Annotated in this window: 22 protein-coding genes; 21 read left to right on the top strand and 1 reads right to left on the bottom strand. The window is 42.2% G+C overall.

Features of this window, described 5'->3' with window-relative positions; translation table 11 throughout:
- Positions 1–109: 109 nt before the first annotated feature.
- The 19 genes from QR40_RS01560 to QR40_RS01470 all read left to right on the top strand — a co-directional run bounded on the left by QR40_RS01560 (position 110) and on the right by QR40_RS01470 (position 19563).
- Positions 110–814, top strand: a complete 705-nt coding sequence (locus tag QR40_RS01560) for an ABC transporter ATP-binding protein (RefSeq protein WP_044293045.1) — start codon at positions 110–112, stop codon at positions 812–814.
- Positions 814–3072: an ABC transporter permease gene (locus tag QR40_RS01555; RefSeq protein WP_044293044.1), complete on the top strand. Its 2259-nt coding sequence runs from the start codon at positions 814–816 to the stop codon at positions 3070–3072. The genes QR40_RS01560 and QR40_RS01555 overlap by 1 nt, the downstream gene beginning before the upstream one ends.
- A gap of 130 nt (positions 3073–3202) precedes the next feature.
- Positions 3203–4030 carry a MerR family transcriptional regulator gene (locus QR40_RS01550; protein WP_044293042.1) on the top strand — a complete coding sequence of 276 codons (828 nt, stop codon included), beginning with the start codon at positions 3203–3205 and terminating at the stop codon, positions 4028–4030.
- Positions 4018–5235: an AraC family transcriptional regulator gene (locus QR40_RS29375; RefSeq protein WP_152614149.1), complete on the top strand. Its 1218-nt coding sequence runs from the start codon at positions 4018–4020 to the stop codon at positions 5233–5235. Before QR40_RS01550 ends, QR40_RS29375 begins: the two co-directional genes overlap by 13 nt.
- 223 nt (positions 5236–5458) lie before the next feature.
- Positions 5459–6649 (top strand): 1-propanol dehydrogenase PduQ, encoded by a 1191-nt coding sequence (locus QR40_RS01540; protein WP_330373611.1) that lies wholly within the window; start codon positions 5459–5461, stop codon positions 6647–6649.
- A gap of 374 nt (positions 6650–7023) precedes the next feature.
- Complete coding sequence (gene eutS / locus QR40_RS01535) at positions 7024–7374, top strand: ethanolamine utilization microcompartment protein EutS (RefSeq protein WP_027293621.1); 351 nt, start codon at positions 7024–7026, stop codon at positions 7372–7374.
- Between the two features lie 21 nt (positions 7375–7395).
- Positions 7396–7830, top strand: coding sequence for a EutP/PduV family microcompartment system protein (locus tag QR40_RS01530; protein ID WP_027293622.1), 435 nt, complete (start codon positions 7396–7398; stop codon positions 7828–7830).
- A 70-nt stretch (positions 7831–7900) separates the two neighbouring features.
- Entirely contained in the window at positions 7901–8491 is a 591-nt protein-coding gene (locus tag QR40_RS01525; RefSeq protein ID WP_027293623.1) for an ANTAR domain-containing response regulator, read from the top strand.
- Entirely contained in the window at positions 8488–9882 is a 1395-nt protein-coding gene (locus tag QR40_RS01520) for a sensor histidine kinase (RefSeq protein ID WP_044293041.1), read from the top strand. The genes QR40_RS01525 and QR40_RS01520 overlap by 4 nt, the downstream gene beginning before the upstream one ends.
- A 157-nt stretch (positions 9883–10039) precedes the next feature.
- Positions 10040–11476, top strand: a complete 1437-nt coding sequence (eutA, locus tag QR40_RS01515; protein ID WP_027293625.1) for an ethanolamine ammonia-lyase reactivating factor EutA — start codon at positions 10040–10042, stop codon at positions 11474–11476.
- A gap of 23 nt (positions 11477–11499) precedes the next feature.
- Positions 11500–12867: an ethanolamine ammonia-lyase subunit EutB gene (locus QR40_RS01510; RefSeq protein WP_027293626.1), complete on the top strand. Its 1368-nt coding sequence runs from the start codon at positions 11500–11502 to the stop codon at positions 12865–12867.
- Positions 12868–12977: 110 nt separating this feature from the next.
- The gene (gene eutC, locus QR40_RS01505) at positions 12978–13970 is read left to right on the top strand and encodes an ethanolamine ammonia-lyase subunit EutC (protein WP_027293627.1); all 993 of its coding nucleotides are present in this window, start codon (positions 12978–12980) and stop codon (positions 13968–13970) included.
- 23 nt (positions 13971–13993) lie between these two features.
- Positions 13994–14647 (top strand): ethanolamine utilization microcompartment protein EutL, encoded by a 654-nt coding sequence (gene eutL / locus QR40_RS01500; RefSeq protein ID WP_027293628.1) that lies wholly within the window; start codon positions 13994–13996, stop codon positions 14645–14647.
- Positions 14648–14680: 33 nt separating this feature from the next.
- Positions 14681–16144, top strand: a complete 1464-nt coding sequence (locus QR40_RS01495; RefSeq protein ID WP_052430650.1) for an acetaldehyde dehydrogenase (acetylating) — start codon at positions 14681–14683, stop codon at positions 16142–16144.
- A gap of 47 nt (positions 16145–16191) precedes the next feature.
- On the top strand, positions 16192–16485 hold the full coding sequence (locus QR40_RS01490) for a BMC domain-containing protein (protein WP_027293629.1): 294 nt from the start codon (positions 16192–16194) through the stop codon (positions 16483–16485).
- A 95-nt stretch (positions 16486–16580) separates the two neighbouring features.
- Complete coding sequence (gene eutM / locus QR40_RS01485) at positions 16581–16859, top strand: ethanolamine utilization microcompartment protein EutM (RefSeq protein WP_027293630.1); 279 nt, start codon at positions 16581–16583, stop codon at positions 16857–16859.
- A gap of 61 nt (positions 16860–16920) precedes the next feature.
- Positions 16921–17682, top strand: a complete 762-nt coding sequence (locus tag QR40_RS01480) for an ATP-binding protein (RefSeq protein ID WP_063837564.1) — start codon at positions 16921–16923, stop codon at positions 17680–17682.
- Positions 17683–17779: 97 nt separating this feature from the next.
- Entirely contained in the window at positions 17780–19033 is a 1254-nt protein-coding gene (locus QR40_RS01475) for an ethanolamine utilization protein EutH (RefSeq protein WP_044289299.1), read from the top strand.
- Positions 19034–19125: 92 nt separating this feature from the next.
- The gene (locus QR40_RS01470) at positions 19126–19563 is read left to right on the top strand and encodes a cupin domain-containing protein (RefSeq protein ID WP_027293632.1); all 438 of its coding nucleotides are present in this window, start codon (positions 19126–19128) and stop codon (positions 19561–19563) included.
- A 103-nt stretch (positions 19564–19666) separates the two neighbouring features.
- On the opposite strand, the gene QR40_RS31635 is transcribed toward QR40_RS01470, so the two are convergent.
- On the bottom strand, positions 19667–19828 hold the full coding sequence (locus QR40_RS31635) for a hypothetical protein (RefSeq protein ID WP_160295756.1): 162 nt from the start codon (positions 19826–19828) through the stop codon (positions 19667–19669).
- Between the two features lie 168 nt (positions 19829–19996).
- On the opposite strand from QR40_RS31635, the gene QR40_RS01465 reads away from it, so the two are divergent.
- Together QR40_RS01465 and QR40_RS01460 are read left to right on the top strand one after the other, a co-directional pair.
- Positions 19997–21400, top strand: a complete 1404-nt coding sequence (locus QR40_RS01465) for an MFS transporter (RefSeq protein WP_044293040.1) — start codon at positions 19997–19999, stop codon at positions 21398–21400.
- The gene (locus QR40_RS01460; protein WP_044293039.1) at positions 21387–22313 is read left to right on the top strand and encodes a nucleoside hydrolase; all 927 of its coding nucleotides are present in this window, start codon (positions 21387–21389) and stop codon (positions 22311–22313) included. The genes QR40_RS01465 and QR40_RS01460 overlap by 14 nt, the downstream gene beginning before the upstream one ends.
- Positions 22314–22363: the final 50 nt, after the last annotated feature.

The following is a 22363-nucleotide window of genomic DNA, read 5'->3' as shown; positions in this document are numbered from 1 at the left end:
AGTTTCAGGTTTTATTGACAAACGGTTGCCGGAGTGATAGAATTCAAAACATGAAATATATTTCAGGTTTTGAATATGGATATGGAAAATCCATGGAGAGGAGGAATTTATGAGCCGGTTAATTGCATTTGAAGAGGTAGTGAAAAGTTATCCCATTGGAGAGAAAGTGCTGTTTGCTGCCAATCATTTGAATTTTACCATTGACGAAGGTGAATTCGTTATTATTCTGGGACCCAGCGGGGCGGGAAAATCTACCCTGTTAAACCTTCTGGGAGGTATGGATCATGTGACCAGCGGAAAGATCGTAGTAGGTGAGCGGGAAATATCAGAACTGAAAGCAGAGGAATTATCGGAGTACCGTGCAGAAGATGTTGGATTTGTATTTCAGTTTTATAATTTAATTCCTGCATTGACTGTTTATGAAAATGTTGCCCTTGTAAAAGAAATTGCAAAGGAAAGCCTGGATCCCGGTGAGATGCTGCAGTCGGTGGGGCTTTTGGAACATCAGGATAAGTTTCCCGCACAGCTGTCAGGAGGAGAGCAGCAGAGGGTTTCCATTGCCAGGGCAGTGTGTAAAAATCCAAAGATGCTGCTCTGTGATGAACCTACCGGAGCGTTGGATTCTGAAACAGGCATTTTGATTTTGTCCCTTCTCCAGAATATGAGCCGGGAACATAACAGAACAGTTATTATTGTAACCCATAACAGTGCCCTGGCTGAGGCGGCTGATAAAGTGATTCGGATTAAAAATGGGAAGATCCGCAGTGTCACGGTCAATGAGAATCCAAAGTCCGTAAGTGAGGTGGAGTGGTAATGCTGTTTCGAAAAATGCTGCGGGATATGAAAAATAATAAAATGCAGTTTATTTCCATTGGGTTAATGACATTTTTGGCAATTTTTGTTTATGCGGGAATTGGAAGCGAATGGTACACTTTCCAAAAGGGAATGGACAGTTACTATTCGGAAACGCATCTGGCGGATATCTGGCTTTACGGAAAGTCATTTACGGAAAGTGATGTCTCCAACTTGCGGAAAACGGATGTTGTAACAGATGCCTCAAAGCGTCTTTATCTGAAAGGTACAGCTGATTTAAGCGGAGAACCGGAGCTGGAGATTTTGCTTATGGATGAGGATAGGATTTCTTCCTGTAAAGTGATTCGCGGGGAAAGCTTTGATCCTGCCGCCGACGGGATATGGCTGAGTGATAAATTTGCAGAGACAAGAGGACTTGCGGCAGGCGATACCCTGGATATGCAGGTGGAAGGTATTGTGATCAGTAAAAAAATCCTGGGAATTATGATAAGCCCGGAATATGTCTATGCTTCTGCGTCTTTTGACAGCCTGGCAAATCCGGAGAATATAGGGGTTGTGTATGGCGGAATGGATTTACTGCCTCAGGGATTTCCCAAAGTTTACAATCAGATTGCGGCTCTTCTTAGCACAACGGACTATCAGAAAGCAGAAGAACAGATTGAGAAGCAGCTGGATGGTACATACAATGTATTTTTATCCAGAGATGGACAGGGAAGCTATCAGCAGTTCCGGGAAGAAATATTGCAGAATAAGGCAATGGGGGATTTGTTTCCATTTGTATTTATTGCAGTGGCATTGCTTACGATACTTACCACTATGAGCAGAATGATTAATAATCAGAGAACACAGATTGGAACTTTAAAAGCGCTGGGATTTAAAGACAGGAAAATCATGAGGCACTTTATCTGTTACGGGACAATTCCTTCACTGGCGGGGGCTTTGCTCGGCTTAATTCTGGGACCGGTTACCCTGACACCTTTGTTTTTTCAAATGCAGTCTGGCATGTATTCCCTTCCTCCGCTTACGGTTATCTTACTGCCCCAGGCAGTTCTTATGGCGGCAGCAGCAGTGGCTGCGTGTTCCCTCGTAACCTGGCTTGCCTGTAATAAAATCTTAAAGGAAAAGCCGGCGGATGCACTGCGGACGAAGCCGCCGAAGATTTCGAAGCATATGTGGTTTGAACAAACCGCGTGGTGGAAGCGGACCGGATTTGACTTCCAGTGGAATTTACGGGATACGCTGAGGAGTAAGGTGAGAAGTATTATGGCAATTGTGGGTATTACAGGATGTATGAGCCTGCTTACCTGTGCACTAGGAATGGTTGATTCGCTGAACAATATTAATGATTGGAAGTATGGGCAGCTCACCCAGTACCGGAACAAGGTTTTACTGACAGAAGATTTGACGGCTTCGGATATCCCCTATCCGGGAGAGACTATCCAGGAGGGCAGTATTGAACTGCGCGCTAATGGAATTAAAAAAACAACGGGAATTACGGTTTTAGAACCGGAATCCAGTCTTACTGTTTTTACGGACAGCAGAAGGAATGAACAAAAGCTTCCGGTTAATGGAGTTTCTATCAGCTTCCATATGGCGGATATCTTAAATGTGGATGTGGGAGATGAGGTCTCATGGCATCTCTATGGGGAAAGCAAATGGGTGGAATCGAAAATCAAAGCAATATACCGGGATCCGGTGGCGCAGGGAATTACGTTATACCGGGATTACTTCGAAGAACAGGGCGGCAATTACCAGCCCACTTCATTTTTAACAAAAGCTAATATAGATCCGGATGCTGTTTCTTACACGGTCTGGAATATTGAAAGGCTGAAGTCCTCTGTTACAGAAATGATGGATACCATGTATTCGATTATCTACATTATGGTTGCGGCGGCAGTTTTAATGGCGGTTGTAGTACTTTACAATCTGGGAGTACTTTCCTTTACGGAGAAGCTGAGGGAATTTGCGACCTTGCGGGTACTTGGATTTAAATCTGAGAAAATACGTCTACTAATGCTGCGTCAGAATATATGGCTTAGTGCATTGGGATTAGTCCCGGGATATTTATTGGGAAAATGGATTATTGATTTGATGTGCGGGATGCTGGGAGACAATTTTGATATGATGACGAAGATTAGTATGCTCAGTATAGGAATCAGTGTTGCCATAACGATGATTGTTTCCGTGGGAGTGAATATATTATTTTCCAGGAAAGTAAAAGATATTGACATGGTAAGTGCGTTAAAAGGCGCAGAGTAGAGGAGAGATTGCGATGAAAAAAAGGAATAAAGCAGCGGATCATTCTTTTTGGAAAAATACTTGACTCTCCCCTTAAGGGAGGATGTATAATAAATGCAAATACATCTGACAAATACGAGGAGGAAAAGATATGTTCCGGATTGGAGAATTTTCCAAGCTTTGCAAGACAACCATTAAAACACTGCGCTATTATAATGAGGTGGGACTTCTGAAACCGGAGTATATTGATGATGAAACAAACTACCGCTTTTATTCAACCCGGCAGATTCTGGAACTGCACCACATTCAGGCGTTGCGTCAAATTGGACTGTCTATTATGGAAATCAAATTGATTCAGGATGGACATAATATGGAGGAGATACTTCATAATCGAAAAAGAGAGCTTGAGGAAGAATTAAGAGAGGGCAGGGATCAGATCTCCAGGATTAATTTTATGCTGTCCGGCAGCGAAGCGGAAAGCATGAGACAGTACCAGGGTATAATTAAAGAAATACCGGAATGCATAGTTTATTCCAAACGGCTTACTATTCCGGGTTACAGTTCTTATTTTCAAATCATTCCGGGGATCGGTGCTGCGGTGCAGGAAGCGAATCCCGATTTGAAATGTGCCATACCGGAATACTGCTTTTGTGTATATCTGGATGGTGAATACCGGGAGAAAGATATAAATATAGAGTTCTGCGAAGCGGTCACCCGTTTTGGCAATGAAGTTGAAGGAGTTGTTTTTAAGAAAATGGAACCTGTGGTGGTTGCCTCTGTCATGCATAAAGGATCTTATGAAAAGCTTCCAAATGCTTATGCCTATTTATTTAAGTGGGTGGAGGAAAATGGATATATTGCAGCCGGGAATCCAAGGGAGAGTTATATAGATGGCATCTGGAATGCAGAAGATCCCGGGGAGTGGCTGACCGAATTGCAGTTACCGGTTATAAAAGATAAAAAGGGGTGTTTGTCATAGATAAGAAGAAAAAGTACAGTATGCAAAAGCTGTGCCTGCTATCAAATATTGCCCTGTTTTTATATGAATCAGGAGCCGGGATCACGGAATGCTATGGTAATTTTGAGAAAGAGGAAAACCCCCTTGGGGCTGATTCCCACTTTACCAACAAGCTGATTGAGAGGTGCAACGGCATTGCTTGTCCGGCAGTGATAGTGGAAAATAAAGCAATTTATTTCAGTGCAATAAAGGCTGATGAAAATCAATATGTCCTGGCGGGACCGATGTGTTCGGAATTTCTTTCAAATGTGGAAGTACACCGTTTTTATAAGCTGCATAACATGGAGAAGATCGAGCAAAAAGCACCTGCCAGACTGGGGTTTTTGCAGATGATCTCGCTGATCAGTATGATATATACCACCATAACCGGTGAAATATGTAACGAAGAAATGCTGCTTAAGGAAAATAATCTGGCCTATGTAGACCCGGAAGAGCTGGAACGGGATAAAGCAACCTTTCGCATTGGCAAGGTTGAGGAAGAAGCTTATCACCATACCTACATGGAAGAACTCCAATGGATTAACTGCATAAAGAATGGCGATGAAGTAAAAGCAAAAGAAATGAGCGATTCTTTGGCTGAAAATGCAGGTAAACTGTCAAGAAAGGAAATGAACCACCAGAGAAATCTGGCGATCTGTGCGGTTACGCTAGCAACCAGAGCCGCAATTGAGAGCGGAGTTACTCCGGCGGAGGCTTATATATTAAGCGATGTTTATATTGATAAGATTGATAAATGCAGTGATGTGGGGCAGCTGATTGAATTGCGAAGGCTCAGCACTATGGAATTTACAAGACAGGTGATGGAAGCCAGAAAAGAAAAAGTCCGGTCTAATTATATTGAACAGTGTAAGGACTATATTATAAATCATTATCAATATAAAATCCGGCTGGAGGAAGCGGCAGATGCAATTGGGATCAATAAAAATTACCTGTCCCATCTATTTAAAAAAGAAGAAGGAATATCCATGAATGAATACATTAACCGCGTTCGTGTAAAAAGGGCGGAGAACCTGCTGAAATATTCCGATGCAACCCTGACGGAAATCAGCAGTTATGTCTGCTTTAATTCCCAGAGCCATTTTGGCAGCGTGTTTAAGAAATGTAATGGGGTAACTCCCCAGCAGTACCGGGATCGGTACAGATCCAGAGAGTTTTTGAAAAAATAGGAGATGACTATAAATTTCTTGACTTTTCCAGAGCAGGTGCGTATAATTGATTTCAGAATATTCTATGTGCGGCGCAGTACATGGAGCTTAAAGGTACGTTGAAGTGTCTTGGATGAATTTTATCCGAGGCACTTTTTATGTTGTTTAGGCGTTTTGTTTGATTGCCGGGTTTGAATTGTTTCTTGATAGGCGGTGCAGCAAAGAGAGCATTCAATATGCGGGTATGAAGAATATGGAGGATAAGGAATTGAAGATGAAAACATTTCAACTGGGTACAGAAATTTTTATGGGTGAACTGGACATTTCCAGTGTTTGTCCTGACACGAAGAGTGTGTTTATTGTAACTGACAAATTTTTGGTGGAAAGCGGCAGGATTACTTATGTGACAGAGAAACTGGAGGCAGCAGGAATTCCATATTATGTATTTTCCGATGTGGTGCCCAATCCCGATATTGAGTTGGTTATGAAAGGAATTTCTATCATTGATGAGTTTAAACCGGATACGGTGATTTCTTTTGGAGGCGGTTCCGCAATTGATACAGCGAAAGGAATTATGTACTTTGCAGTCAGAACGGCAGGACTGCCCCGGTGTCTATCTATAGCGATTCCAACCACCAGCGGTACAGGATCTGAAGTTACGAGATTTTCCATAATATCAGATCATGAGAAAAATATAAAATATCCGCTTGTGGATGACAGCCTGCTTCCGGACATAGCAGTGTTAGACGCACACCTTACGGTAAGCGTACCACCGGCTATTACGGCTGATACCGGAATGGATGTATTAACCCATGCCATGGAGGCTTATGTTTCTGCAAATGCAACTGATTTTTCAGATGCACTGGCGGAAAAGGCATTTAAAATGGCGTTTGACAGTCTGCGAAGGGCATATCATCAGGGTGATGATTTGGAAGCGAGAGAAAATATGCATCATGCGTCCTGTCTGGCAGGAATGGCATTTGACAGTGTTTCCCTTGGGGTAAATCATGGAATGGCGCATATTCTGGGTATTCGTGCTTCTTTGCCCCACGGACGTGCAAATGCAGTGCTGCTTCCCTACGTAATTGCTTACAATGCCGGAATTCAGGATGTTGGCGGTGAAAAAGAAACAGGGGCAGCAAAAAAATATGCAAGACTGGCGAAACTGGCAGGTTATGAATCCTACAGTGTCCGTTCCGGTGTGGTAAACCTGATTCATGGAATGGAAAAACTGTGCAGGGAGTTTAAAATGCCGCTGCAAATCAAAGATGCCTGGGAGGATCAGAGTGCATTTGAAGCATCGGTATCAGAGATGTCACGAATTGCCTGTGAGGACAGGTGTACGGCTACAAATCCGAGAAAGTGTCTTCCGGAAGAAATCGAAACTGTTTTCCGGGAAGCTTATTATGGGAAAAGTAAATATTTAAAGATGTAGGAACAAATGGTGAAAAACAGAGATAACAATGGTAAAAAATAACATATAATTGACGAAAAGTGTTGACAAAACTGTATAAAATAGTGTATAGTCGCTATAGAAGTAAGTGCGAAAATGTGAATGCAGTTCGCAGTCGCACTGCATATCAGGCAGTATCGTAAGCGGGATTACGATAAGTTTGAAAGTACGTATACATATTACCAACTATGAAGTATGCATTAAAGTATAACAAAAGAGAGATCTTTTCAATTGAATAAGCGGGTTGTGACGTAATGACCTGCAGTGTTTTTACGAAGTGATGGAACTTCCGGAAATTTATTTCTGGGGGTTTTTTGCGCTTTTACAGGATATTTTACTGCATAAGGAGTGAAAATATGATAGAATTAGATGAGAAAAAAAGAATTATTCAGGAGTTTGTTCCGGGGAAGCAGGTTACTTTGGCACATTTGATTGCCAACCCGGATGAAGACCTGTATACTAAGCTGGGCCTGGTTGATGGGCGCGGAGCAATTGGTATTTTAACTATAACACCCAGTGAAGGTGCCATTATAGGCGCAGATGTAGCAACGAAAGCGGCAGATGTGAAGATTGGTTTTGTTGATCGTTTCAGCGGGTCGTTGGTTATTACCGGTGATATTGCTGCTGTGGATGCTTCTTTGCATGAAATTATGAATGTGTTAGGCGACATGTTAGATTTCACTCCTTCTAAAATCACTAGAACCTGACTATAAGGGAGTGGACATACCATGAAGAAAGTAATGTTTGTAGGCAGGACATACGCAGGTAAGACTACGCTATGCCAGTATCTTATGGGTGAATCAATAAAATATAAGAAGACCCAGGCGATTGAAATCCTGGGGAAAGAGCTGATCGATACACCGGGAGAATATCTGGAGAGACGGGGGTTATACCGTGCACTGCAGGTAACTTCAGCTGAGGCGGATGTGATCATCTTTGTGCAGGATGCTACTGCAGACGGCAGTATGTTTGCGCCAATGTTCACATCGATGTTTACGAAGCCGGTCATTGGAATTGTAACAAAATGCGATGCTGCTTCCCGGGAGCAGACCGCTCTGGCAGTAAAGTATCTGGAAAATGCAGGAGCAAAAAAGATTTTTTTAACAAGTGCAGTTGCGGGAAAAGGTATGGAAGACGTTATTCAATACCTGGAGGATCACTAGCAGATCATAAGTGATCCGGATATAAAGCATAATCGACAGAAGTAATGTGAGGTATAATGCGGAGGTACAAATGGAAGAATCAAAAGTAAGGGTGGTAATTGCGGATGATGAGCCGATTACCAGAATGGACCTGAAAGAATTGCTGGAGGATCAGAATTACGAAGTTGTCGGAGAAGCATCCGATGGTTTCGATGCAATTGAAGTTTGTAAGGCGGTAAGACCGGATCTTGTATTAATGGACATTGAAATGCCGCTTTTAGATGGGTTTTGTGCGGCAAAAGTATTAAAAGAAGAGGATATTGTGGATACGGTTATGATGCTGACAGCTTATAGTGATAAAGACTGTATCCGTAAGGCAAAAGAGATCGGCGTTTCCGGTTACATAGTCAAACCGGTAGCGGTAAGGACGATGATTCCGGCTATTGAGGTGGCGCTTGCGCAGAGTGCTCAGATGAAGCAGTTAAAGCAGGAAGGAACACAGGCAAAGAAACAGCTGGAAAGCAGGAAAATTATAGAAAAAGCAAAAGGCTTTATCATGCAGGAGAAAAAAATCTCTGAGCAGGAGGCTTATGATTATATCAGAAGTTTAAGTCAGGCAAAAAAGCTGTCTATGAAACGTGTGGCAGAAATGATATTATTGAAAGCAGGTGGGCATGTGTGAGTTCTAAAGTATATGATTTATGCAAAGAATGCACTCCGCTTACCGATTCGGATATTCAAGTGATTGAAGCTATGCAGCCTAGTCTTCAGCTCATTGCGAACATGGTAGGATGTGATGTGTTTATTGACTGCATTACAGAAGATAAATCCACCGCGATTGTAATCTGTGAGGCGAATCCGGAAAATGTACCCTCTGCTTATGCCAAAAGCGTAGTGGGAATGCTTGCCAGAAAAGAAGATGAACCGGCAGTAGAGCGTACGATCCGACTGGGAATCGGGACGAAATATGTAAAGGCAGTAACCCAGGAGAGAACAGAAGTAATGCAGAATGTAGAACCTATTTTTAATGATAACCGCATTATCGGTGTGTTAATAACGGAAAAACGTGCGGTAGAAGAAATTGAGGCCATAGAAGATGAAAAGCCAAGACAAGTAAATGTATTTGATAATTTAATACACGAATATGACTGGCTGATGCAGTATATAGATGAAGCATTAATGATGGTGGATGATAAAGGAAAAGTATGTTTCCGCAATATGATGGCAAAGGAACTGTATGCCAAGCTTGGATATGGCGGTGATATTCTGGACATGCCTTATGATAATATTCTTTTATATCAGCCGGAGCGTGAGTATCAGCCCGGGGAACTTGAAAAAACCGGAGTTGAAGTCACTGTTGGAAAATATTTTCTGAGGGTAAAGCAGATTCCCCTTGGGAAAAACGGAATTCAGTTCGCAATTGTTTTAAGTGATATTACGCACCTTAGAGAAAAAGAAAAGGAATTGGTGAATAAATCAGTTGCTTTAAAAGAAATGCATCATCGGATCAAAAATAATTTTCAGATGATTGCCAGTATTCTGCGTATGCAGAGCAGAAGAAGTGAAAACGACGAGGTAAAAGAAGTGCTGGAGGATACGATTAACCGCCTTCTATCAATTTCCATAACCCATGAATTGATCCTGCAGGGTGAGGATGATAATGTTAATATCTATGAAGTTGTGGAAAGTATAAAACGGGATCTGTTAAGATCATATATCTATCCGGATCTGGAAGTTAAAATTGATGTCATTGGAGATGAATTTAAGCTGAATGCAGAAGTGGCATCATCAGTTACCCTTGTAATTAATGAATTACTGCAAAACTCATTTAAGTATGCGTTTACGGATGTAACGTCCGGGCATATTATTATCGAGATTACCCATGGGAAGATGTATTCCCAGGTGAGTATAACAGATAACGGAAAAGGGTTTGCAGTTGATGCAGTAAAAAGAAAGAGCCTGGGATTATATATCGTAGATAGTGTGGTAAGAGAAAAACTGCACGGCAAGTTTAAGATAAAATCAGGGCCGGAAGGTACCAGAGCAAGTTTTGATTTTAAAATGTACAATTGAATAAGACAGTCCGATGCAGGGGTGTCTGAAAAAAGCGGTGAAGCTTAGGAGCAGAAAATTCTGCACCTGGGCTTTTTTTCTTGTTTGGAGGGTGCTCCAGAGCATTTTTCAGACACGATTCATCCTATCGGGTTATCAAATATAAGGGAGGCAGAACATGCATGAAGTCATTTTAAGTGTGGGAATTGATATTGGAACCTCCACCACACAGTTGGTATTCAGTGAATTGACCATTGAAAACCAGGCAACCAGCTATACGGTTCCCAGAATCAGCATTGTAGATAAGAAAGTTATTTTCCGCAGTGAAATCTTTTTTACTCCTTTATTGTCCCAGACGGAGATTGATGGGGAAGCGGTAAAACAGATCTTAGAGAGCCAGTACCATAAGGCGGGAATCAAACCGGAGGAGATAAAAACCGGTGCAGTTATTATAACGGGAGAAACAGCCAGAAAAGAAAATGCAAATGTAGTGCTGGATAGATTAAGTGGTCTGGCGGGAGACTTTGTAGTTGCGACGGCCGGTCCGGACCTGGAATCCGTACTATCCGGCAGAGGTGCAGGGGCAGATAATTTTTCAAAAGAAAAAAGAACTGTGGTTGCAAATGTTGACGTAGGCGGTGGGACCAGTAATATAGCGGTTTTTGACCACGGAAATCTAATTGGAACCACCTGTCTGGATATTGGCGGAAGGCTGATTAAAGTAGACCGGGGAACAAAGCGTATTACTTACATTTATTCCAAAATACAAAAGCTGGCAGAACGTCTGGGCATCCCGATCTCCGTAGGAGAGATTGCAGATGCAGCTAAAATAAGAAGTATCTGTACCTTAATGGCGGATCTGATTGGTCAGTCTCTTCATACACTGCCAAAGTCAGACTATTATAATGAAATATTTACGAATGGTGGCAATGGGCTGAAGGAGGAAGTAATACCAAAAGCCGTTACCTTTTCCGGAGGCGTTGCTGATTACATATATCAGGAAGCCGGTAACGATCTGTTTCAGTATGGAGATGTAGGAATCATACTGGGACAGGAAATCAGAAGAAACCGGTTTTTACAGAATTTAGAACTGTATCAGGCAGTAGAGACGATCCGGGCTACCGTAGTCGGTGCCGGGACTCATACCACAGAAATCAGCGGAAGTACGATTTCCTATGAAAAAAATCAGCTTCCGATGAAAAATATACCAATCCTGAAAATCAGCGAAGAGGAAGAAAAAACCTGTCAGGGAATCGAAGAATCCATCAGGCGGCAGATACCTTTGTATATTTCCGAGGGGGAAGCCGAACAAATCGCTATTTCATTTGCGGGAACAGGATATTCGGGTTTTGCCGGTATCCAGGAACTGGCCCAGGCTATTATCAATGGGGCGAAGGAACTGATATCAATCAGATATCCGTTACTGATCGTGGCAGAACACGATATCGCAAAAGCACTGGGACATGCTCTGAATGTAAAATTAAAGCACAGTAAGGAGGTCATCTGCATCGACGGTATCAGGACACAAAGCGGTGATTACATTGATATCGGAGAACCAATCGGTGAAGGGCGGGTAGTTCCTGTCGTCATCAAGACACTAATTTTTAATTCTTAAAGAAAAGATACGAGGTGAAAGTCATGATATTAAAAACAAAATTATTCGGCCATACTTATGAGTTTAAATCATTGAAGGAGGTTATGGCAAAGGCGAATGAAGAAAAGTCCGGTGATAAATTAGCCGGAATTGCGGCAGAATCAGCGGAAGAGCGAGTTGCGGCAAAGGTAGTATTATCACAGATAACCCTGGGGGAATTAAGAAATTCACCGGCAGTTCCTTATGAAATCGATGAAGTTACTAGAATCATCCAGGATGCGGTAAATGAACCTATTTACAATGAATTTAAGAATATGACAGTTGCCCAATTTCGTGAATGGCTTTTGGATACCAGCACAACAGGAGATATGATCCGTCGTGCCAGCCGTGGAATCACAAGTGAAATTGTTGCGGCAGTTACGAAATTAATGGGAAATCTGGATTTGATTTATGCAGCAAAAAAAATTGTAGTTACGGCACATTGTAATACTACAATCGGACTTCCGGGCACATTTTCATCCAGATTACAGCCAAACCATACCACCGATAACCCCAAGGGAATCATCGCATCTGCAATGGAAGGATTCAGCTTAGGCTGCGGTGATGCAGTATTGGGATTAAATCCGGTAGATGATACGGCTGAAAGTGTTGCCAGAATCTTAAAAAGTTTTGATGAGTTTAAAAATAAATGGGATATCCCTACACAGATCTGCGTACTTGCCCATGTCAGCACCCAGATGGAGGCCATTACCAAACACAATGCACCGATTGATCTGATGTTCCAGTCCATCGCAGGTTCTCAGAAGGGAAATGAAGCTTTTGGATTAAATGGGGCAATGTTAGATGAAGGCCATCAGATGATGGTTCAGCATGGAACTTCCACCGGACCGAATTACATGTATTTCGAGACCGGTCAGGGTTCCGAGTTGTCGTCAGATGCACATTATGGATGTGATCAGGTGGTAATGGAAGCACGCTGCTACGGACTTGCCAAGAAATATAATCCATTCCTTGTTAATACCGTGGTAGGATTTATCGGACCGGAATATCTCTATGACAGCAAACAGGTTATCCGTGCCGGGTTAGAAGACCATTTCATGGGAAAACTTACGGGAATTCCGATGGGATGTGACTGTTGTTACACCAACCATATGAAAACGGATCAGAATGACGTTGAGAATCTGGGTATGCTCTTATCAGCGGCGGGATGTAATTACATCATGGGAGTTCCTCACGGGGATGACTGTATGCTGATGTACCAGTGTACCGGATATCATGATGCAGCGGCATTCCGTGAGATTCTGGGACTGCGTCCGATTAAAGAGTTTGATATGTGGCTGGAAAAAATGGGATTTTCAAAAGACGGAAAACTGACCTCTCTTGCAGGTGATGCATCCGTATTTATGAAATAAGAAGTGAAGAATGCAGGAAGCTGCCAGAGCCTGTCTAAAAATATTTCTATCGGCATACAGCCTGATGAAATGAATTTTCAGACACGCTCTAAGAGAGAAAGGAGATATATATGATTGACCAGAAGGATTTAAAACGAATAATAGAGCAGGTATTAGTAGAAATGCAGGTGACAAAAAGTACATCAGGTACAAATGGTGCAGCGTTAGAAAGCCAGGGCACTTCACCGGCAATATCTGCAGCTGATGCCCAGACAGTACCAAAGGCAGAGGCAAAGACCGTAAATACATTTCAGCAGGCAGAATACTCTGAAAATGTTAAAGAACCGCCGGTAATTGAAGACGGATGTCTGGAAGATATTACAGAGATAGACATTAAAAAGCAGTACCTGGTACCAAATCCGGTAAACGGGGAGGCATATTATGAATTAAAGCAGTATGCACCCTGCCGCCTGGGTATCTGGAAAGCCGGAGCAAGATACATGACTTCTACCTGGCTGCGTTTCCGGGCAGACCATTCTGCAGCGCAGGATGCAGTATTCTCTAATGTGGATGAAGCTTTTGTAGAAAAGATGAACTTATTCAGCATTCAGACCAAGTGCGACAATAAAGACATTTATCTGACCCGTCCGGATCTTGGAAGAAGACTGAATGAAGAAGGAGTCAAAGCAGTTCAGGAAAAATGCAAAAAGCATCCTACTGTTCAGGTTTATGTATCGGATGGGCTGAGTTCCGCTGCAGTTGCTGCAAATGTGGGTGATTTGCTGCCGGCTATTCTGCAGGGGCTGGAAAGCTATCAGATCGATGTGGGAACGCCGTTTTTCGTAAAATACGGCAGAGTGGGAGTTATGGACCAGGTATCAGAAATTACCGGGGCAGATGTAACCTGTGTATTGATCGGAGAGCGCCCGGGACTTATTACAGCAGAATCTATGAGTGCATATATCGCTTATAAAGCAACGATGGACATGCCGGAAGCCAGAAGAACCGTATTATCCAATATACATAAAGCTGGAACAGTGCCGGTAGAAGCAGGTGCCCATATTGCAGAAATCATTAAGATTATGTTAGAGAAAAAAGCAAGCGGAACGGATTTGAAACTCTAATTGAGAGAGAGGTGTAATGAAACATGAAAAGAGATCCATTAAAAGCAAAGGTACTCAGTACAAAAATGATTCCCAATGTATCGCCGGATCTGGCAAAAAGCCTGGGATTATCGCCGAGACAAAAATCCATCGGAATGGTAACGGCGGACTGCGATGATGTAACGTATACGGCACTGGATGAAGCGACCAAAGCGGCTGATGTGCAGGTGGTTTATGCGAAGAGTTTTTACGGCGGAGCAGGCAATGCAAGTACAAAGCTGGCTGGTGAAGTTATCGGTATTATCGCAGGAACCAATCCGGCAGAAGTGAAAAGCGGTCTGGACGCTGTCATCGGTACAATTGAAAATGGTGCATGGTTTGTAAGCGCCAACGAAGATGATTCCATACCTTACTATGCCCATTGTATAGCAAGGACAGGAAGCTATTTATCAAAATCAGCAGGAATTAAAGAAGGACAGGCGCTGGCATATCTGATTGCACCGCCTCTGGAAGCACTTTATGCGTTGGATGCCGCATTAAAAGCAGCAGACGTAACCATGTGTGAACTGTATGCACCGCCCTCTGAGACAAACTTTGGCGGGGCCCTGCTCACCGGGAGCCAGTCAGCATGCAAAGCAGCGTGTGAAGCATTTGCCGCTGCAGTTGAGTTTGTAGCGGATAATCCGCTGGCATTATAATGATACGCAGAAAATGCAAAACGGGAGGTAATTATGCAGCTTTATGATAAAGACCTGTTATCAGTACAGGAAGTAAGAGAATTGGTAGAGCGCTCAAAGGCAGCGCAGGAAAAATTACTGGAGATGTCCCAGTGCCAGGTTAACAGAATTGTGGAGAGTATCGCTAATGCAGGTGTGAGAAATGCAAAAAGGCTTGCACAGATGGCTCATGATGAGACGGGATTCGGAATCATGGAAGATAAGGTGATTAAAAATATCTTTGCAAGCAAGAGCGTATTTGAATACATCAAAGATATGAAGACGATTGGAGTAATTTCGGAAGATGAAAAAGCAGGAACAAAAGATATTGCCGTTCCGGTAGGTGTAATTGCCGGGCTGATTCCTTCGACGAACCCTACATCAACAGTCTTATATAAATCGGAAATTGCAATAAAGGCCGGAAATTCCATTATCTTTTCCCCGCATCCAAATGCAAAAGAAGCGATTCTGGAAACAGTCAAAGTAATCCGACAGGCAATTGCAGAAGCGGAAGGACCGGAGGATCTGGTATCGGTAATCACCATCCCGACGATTCAGTCTACGGATACTCTGATGCGCCATCCGGATATATCTCTGATCCTTGCAACAGGAGGAAGTGCCATGGTACGTGCGGCTTACTCTTCCGGAACACCTGCAATTGGTGTGGGACCCGGAAACGGACCGGCTTATATTGAGCGGTCTGCAGATCTTAAAAAAGCCGTAAAACGCATAATGGACAGTAAGACATTTGACAATGGCACGATCTGTGCATCTGAGCAGTCCGTCATTACAGAGAGTGACCGGGAAGAAGCCGTTAAAGCCGAAATGCAGGCACAGGGAGCATATTTCTTAAGTAACGAAGAATCGGAAAAGCTGGGAAAATTCATTCTTCGCGCCAATGGAACTATGAACCCGATGATTGTTGGAAAAAATGTTCAGCATATTGCAGATCTGGCTGGTCTTAAGGTTCCGGCAGATGCCAGGGTTCTGGTAGCAAAAGAAGACGGTGTTGGAAACGGGCATCCCTATTCCAATGAAAAACTGGCGCCGATTCTGGGATTTTATGTGGAAGATAATTATCAGAAGATTTGTGAAAGATGTCAGCAGATTCTTCATTATGAAGGAGCAGGTCATACCTTTATCATTCATTCTGAAAATCAGGAAATCATCAATTATTTTGCAAAGAGAATACCGGTTTCCCGTTTTCTGGTGAATGCACCGGGAGCCCTGGGTGGTGTAGGTGCCGCAACCTCTTTAATGCCTGCATTTACATTGGGATGCGGAGCGGTAGGCGGAAGTGCAACCTCAGATAATATTGGTCCTATGAACCTGCTGAATATTCGCAAGGCAGCTTATGGTACAAAGGAACTGGATGAAATCCGGAAAGAGGCAGATCTGGCAATACCGGCAGCTGAGCCCTGCCATATAAATGTAGATTATATTGTTGAGAAGATTTTGAAGGAATTAGAGCGTATCTGAAAATTATAGCTCTGGTAAAAATAAAATAACAGGCAGGAGGAATTACAATGGCTAATTTACAGGCATTGGGATTGATCGAAACAAGAGGGTTGATCGCAGCAATCGAAGCAGCAGATGCAATGGTGAAATCTGCTGACGTATCTTTAATAGGAAAAGAATATATTGGAAGCGGACTTGTTACCATTATGGTAAGAGGCGATGTTGGAGCGGTAAAGGCTGCAACAGAATCAGGAGCGGCAGCAGGAGCTGCTGTGGGTGAAGTGGTTTCCGTACATGTAATACCAAGACCGCATAAGGATGTGGAGAGCATTCTTCCGGTAATTGCTGAAGCAGCAGAGTAAGTAAAAAAACAGGTAGTTCATAATAGAATTTAAACTTAAAGTTTAAATTTGATAAGATGAAATTGAGATAAGATTAGAATCAGGAGGACAATAAAATGGCGGTTATGCAGGCATTAGGAATGATAGAGACAAAAGGTTTAATTGGTGCAATCGAAGCAGCAGATGCAATGACAAAAGCGGCAGATGTGAAATTAATTGGAAAAGAACGTATCGGAAGCGGGCTGGTTACTGTTTTAGTCAGAGGTGACGTAGGTGCAGTAAAAGCAGCTACAGATGCAGGTGCGGCAGCAGCAGAACGGGTTGGAGAGCTGATTTCCATGCATGTAATACCAAGACCTCACGGAGATGTAGAAACCATACTGCCACATTTATAGAGAGAGTCCCAAAATCATATACTTTGGAACAATACAGGGACAGGCTTAAGGGGGCAATCATTTGAATGTTATAACAGAAGCGTATTTACGGGATATCATGAAAGAGAATCGCCCGGAGGTCTTTTATGTGCCGGAGGGAAGTTTATTATCCCCTTCTGCCCGTGATTATTTGAATCAATATAAAATAAAGATAGAAAAGCAGGAACCGGGCACTTTAGAAAAAGAAAATGCAGAGAAACCGGCGGCAGAAAGTCCTGATGATATGAAAGCTGCATATGTGGATTATGCCACCGGAGCATTTTTTACATCCAAACCGGAGCATATGACGCAGCTAACCGGTAATAAGCTGGTTCCAAAGAATCATCTGCGTATCATATTTCGTGGTAAACTGGATTCACTTCAGTCACTGATTATACGTAACCAGACTGCAATTGCAAAGAATCCCAGGCGCTCAAAGCTGCTGGAGGATCTGGAAGATATCATGAAGATCTTACAGAATATTATGCGGTGTGATGTGCTGGATGAGCCATTTACCATAGAGCGCATTATCGGACTGACTCACGCAGAGCTGCGGGAACACTCGCACAATCCAGTGAAATTTTACAATATCCGGCAAATGATCCTGCCCCACTACACCATGGGGGAGGAATATGCTATACTGAATCAAATCCGTACAGCGATCCGGGAATGCGAGATCAGTGCGGTCAATGCATATCAGGTAGGAAATGATTACACACACCAGGATATACTGGAAGAATTCAACAGGCTTTCCAGCGCGCTGCATATAATGATGTGCAAATATCTTGCGGGAGAATACAATTAGTGCGGTCACAATAATCCAATTGTGGTCCGGAGCGTGTTAAAAAATACTTAGCATGATTTTGAAACAGGCTATAGAGGAAAGAGGAGGGAAAGAGTACATGTTCAGTGAATTAATTGAAAACATAACAAACTTAGATGTATTTACAGAGAGTATTAAACAGTACATCAGCGGATTGTCAATCAATTCCGTAATTATTACAATTATGATGATCTTCATGGTCATTGGAGCTATTGACCGTATCCGGGGAAATAAACTGGGGTACGGAGAAGAATTTGAAGCCGGTTTTAATGCAATGGGCCCCCTGGCAATTGCCATGATGGGCGTGGTTGCAGCAGCTCCGGTACTCCGGGTAATTCTGCAGCCGATTATTGCACCGGTCTATGAATTATTCGGAGCATCTCCGGCGATGTTCGCAACCACACTTCTGGCAAATGACATGGGAGGATATCCCCTGGCAATGCAGCTGGCAGGAGACAATACTGCCATTGGTAATTTTGCAGGATTAATCCTGGGTTCCATGATGGGACCAACCATTGTATTTACCATTCCGGTTGCGCTGTCCATTATTAAACCAAAAGACAGACCGTTTCTTGCAGCAGGAGTACTGGCTGGTTTAATTACCATTCCAATCGGTTGTATCGCAGGTGGTCTGGTAATGAATATGACACCAAATAAGATTGATATGATTACAATTTTACAGAATTTAATTCCGGTTATTATTGTAGCAGGATTGATCGCCATTGGACTTTGGTTTAAACCAACCCAGATGATGAAAGGATTTAATCATTTTGGAAATGGAGTTACCATATTAATTACTATTTTTACCGCAATAGCTGTTTTCCAGTATGAGACCGGCATTCGTCTTCCATTATTTGATATTATGGTTGACCCGAACAAAAACGGCGGTACCATTCCTCTGGAAGAAGGTATTAAGGTTGTAGGAACGATTGCATGCGTATTAATCGGTGCTTTCCCAATGGTAAAATGGATCACCAAGACATTTAAGAAACCATTGATGAAAGTGGGAGAAAAGCTGAAAATGAATGCAGACGGCTCAGCCGGTTTAGTAGCTTCTCTTGCAAATAATATCGCAATGTTCAATATTATGGAAAATATGAATGCTAAGGGTAAACTGTTAAATGTAGCATTTGCCGTTTCAGCAGCATTTGTATTTGGAGATCACCTCGGATTCACCGCAGGTGCAAATCCGGATATGATCTTCCCGGTTGTAGTGGGTAAACTGATAGCCGGAATTACAGCTTTAATCCTCGCAAATGCGCTGGCACCAAAATTGCTGGCAAAAATTAAGGCAAGCGGAGGCAAAGAGGAGATAGAAGAAAAAACAGATTAATATATCAGATAAATAGCCGGGAAAGACAGCAGCCAGACCAAATGCTGTTAAAGGCAGCGAATAAAGATTAGTTTCAGAAAGAAGGTTATATAATGAGTATCAGCGAAGCAACCATCCGTGAGATCGTAGAAAAAGTGGTAAAGCAGTCTTTGATTACCAGGGAAAAAGCAGACTTTAAAAAAGTAAAAGATCCAAGCGGGATACTGTCTGTCTCCTGCGATACCGTTCAGACAGAACCATTCAAAGGCGCCCAGGGTGTATCATTAAAGGATATCGTTTCACTGGAAGAAAGCCCGAGAATGGGAGCAGGAATCATGGAAGTAGATCATACCAGTTTTGAGTGGACCCTGACATATGATGAATTTGATTACATAATAGAAGGAACTCTGGAAATAGAAATTGATGGACGTGTCGTAACCGGACATGCCGGTGATATCATTTTTATTCCAAAAAACAGCCATATTCACTTCCAAAGTCCGGATAAAGCAAGATTTGCATATTTCGTTTATCCGGCAGACTGGCAAAGCTAAATCATATTTTAATAAAATATCATGCAGTCAATGATAGAAAAGGAACCGATGCACTGTCTTAATCAGATAATGTATAGGTTCCTTTTAGGATTAGTGGATCTTATTAAAATGCAGACTCTCTGTATATATGAACTCTAAGTTTCTTGTTCTTAAGCGATTTTTCAATCTCATTTATTCTGCCTGATTCTAAAAGTTTTAATGTCAGTTTTCCAAATCGGTCTTCCCCTTCTTCACGAATCATATCTTCATATTCTATTGCCTTCATAAATCGAACACCTACCTCTTTATATTTAGACATTCTTTATTTAATAATCTTTTCCTGAATATTATGATAAATATCAAAATATTTTGATATAAGAATTGTGCAATACAAGTTATGATAAGCATAATAACAGATCAAAAGAATTTGATTTTACAAAAGGAGAAATTGAAAATGGAACAGAAAACTGGAATAACGAAGACTTACAGCAAGAAATTTTTATGGCGGCAGAGAATTGGATTTGGAATCTCTGATTATGCTTGTAATTTGGCATATCTGATGGTAAATACGTATCTTTTGATTTATTATACGGATGTAGCAGGCCTGAATGCAGCAGCCGTGGGGTTTATGTTTTTAGTAACGAAATTTTTTGATGCTTTTACAGATTATGTAGTAGGTACTCTAATTGATAAAACAAATACCAAGATGGGAAGAAACCGCCCATGGATGCTGGCAGGTGCTCCTGTTCTGGCAATTGGTATGGTGCTTGTGTTCACCAGTCCTGATTTTTCACAGTCAGGTAAAATGATCTGGGCTTATGCAACTTACATTATCTTTTCATTTGGTTATACACTGGTAAATATTCCGATGGGATCCATTCTTCCAACCTTAAGTTCAGATCCAACGGAACGTACAAAAATTGTTACTTCAAGAACGATTTTTTCCAATCTTGGTTCCTTAACATCTGCATCAATGGCACTGTTTTTAATTTCCAGACTGGGCGGAGGAGATGTAGCTACCGGTTATCGTAATACGAATATTATTTTTGGAATCATTGTAGTTATAATTTTATTTATTTGTGTTTTTAATATTAAAGAAATAAACCCTGCACCGAAGGTTGTAAAGAAAACAAGCATCGTTAATGACCTTGGAAGTCTTGTTAAGAACAAGCCTTATATGTTAATGCTGGCTCAGACTTTCTTCTTATTTGTAGGTTATCTGGGAATGTTCGCAACGATCGCTTATTATTTTAAATATATTGTGGGAGATGAAATGCTTACCTCTGTTGCAGTATCACTGTTAACGATTGTGCCGATTGTCTCCATGCTTATGTCAGGTGTAATGAACCAGAAAGTATCCAAGAAAAATATTTCCATTCTTGGTACTGCAATTCAGATTTTAGGATTCGCATTGCTGTTTATAGCAAAAGAATCCATCTCCATCATCTATCTCAGTATTGGAGTCATTGGTTTTGGAATGGGATTCCGCCAGACAATGTTCTTCTCTATGCTTGCAGATACAGTGGATTACGGAGAATGGAAAAACGGTAAGAATCTGGCAGGTACCCAGACGGCTGTATCCGGATTTATTAATAAAGTAGCAAGCGCTTCCGCCAGTGCAATAGCGGCAGGACTTCTTGCATGGGGAGCATATGACGGGGCAGCTGCCGTACAGAGCGCCAGCGCCAATACGGCGATTACCATTGCTTTTATCGGTATACCGATTGTTTGTAATGTAGCATGTATTATTATCTTGTTTTTCTATGATTTAGATAAAGTATATCCAAAGATCAAGAGGGAAATGGATGAGAGAAGAGCATTAAACGAGAATGAGGAGAATGCGTATGTGGAAGTATGATTTTAAAGTTCCGGATCAGAAAAAGTATCGGGTCATTGTTCACACAGACTGTAAAAATGAAGCCGATGACCAATTTGCCGTTGCGCACCATCTTATGACGCCTAAATTCGATGTAGTGGGGATTATTGCAGGTCATTTCTGCAAAAATCCTCAGGAATATGGGGAGGAAAATACGGCAAAAGCCAGCTTCGATGAGGTAAAAAAAGTACTTGGGCTAATGGGAGTGGAAGATGAATATCCTGTTTTGCTTGGTGCACCCCATTCCTTAGAAGATGGGGAGACTCCCATAGAATCAGAGGGAGCCAGATTCATCATCGATGAAGCATTAAAGGAAGACCCGCGCCCTCTGTTCGTAGTTTGTCAGGGCGCAATTACAGATCTGGCAAGTGCTTTGCTTTTGAAACCGGAAATTGCAGAGCGTATGACGGTCATCTGGATTGGCGGCGGTGTATGGCCAAAAGGTGGATTTGAATTCAATCTGATGATGGATGTCAAAGCAGCAAACCTGGTATTTTGCTCTAAGGTTCCATTATGGCAGGTTCCCATGGATGTGTATAAGCAAATAGCGGTATCACTGGCTGAATTACAATACAGAGTAAAACCATGCGGTGAAATTGGGAGATACCTGTTCGATCAAATGGTGGAATTCAACAACAAGCTTGCAGATTTTGCGCCATGGCCTCATGGGGAGACATGGGGACTGGGAGATCAGGCTACGGTTACTCTGCTTTTAGATGAATTGGAGAAAATGAATTATGATTTAAAACCAGCTCCGGCAATTGCGGATGACATGACATATATTCATGAGCAAAATAACCGTGATATCCGTGTCTACCATACATTAGATGCAAGAATGACAATGGAGGATTTCTATGCAAAACTGGCAATTAATTTTGGCAGCCGGACTGTCTGAGTCAACTAAGTAGAGCAATCAGCCATGCACAGGCATTTTAAAACACGTTT

The sequence above is a fragment of the Robinsoniella peoriensis genome (genome assembly GCF_000797495.1).
Lineage (GTDB): Bacteria > Bacillota > Clostridia > Lachnospirales > Lachnospiraceae > Robinsoniella > Robinsoniella peoriensis.
Note: the sequence above shows the minus strand (reverse complement) of the source record. Positions and strands in the feature narration are given on the sequence as shown.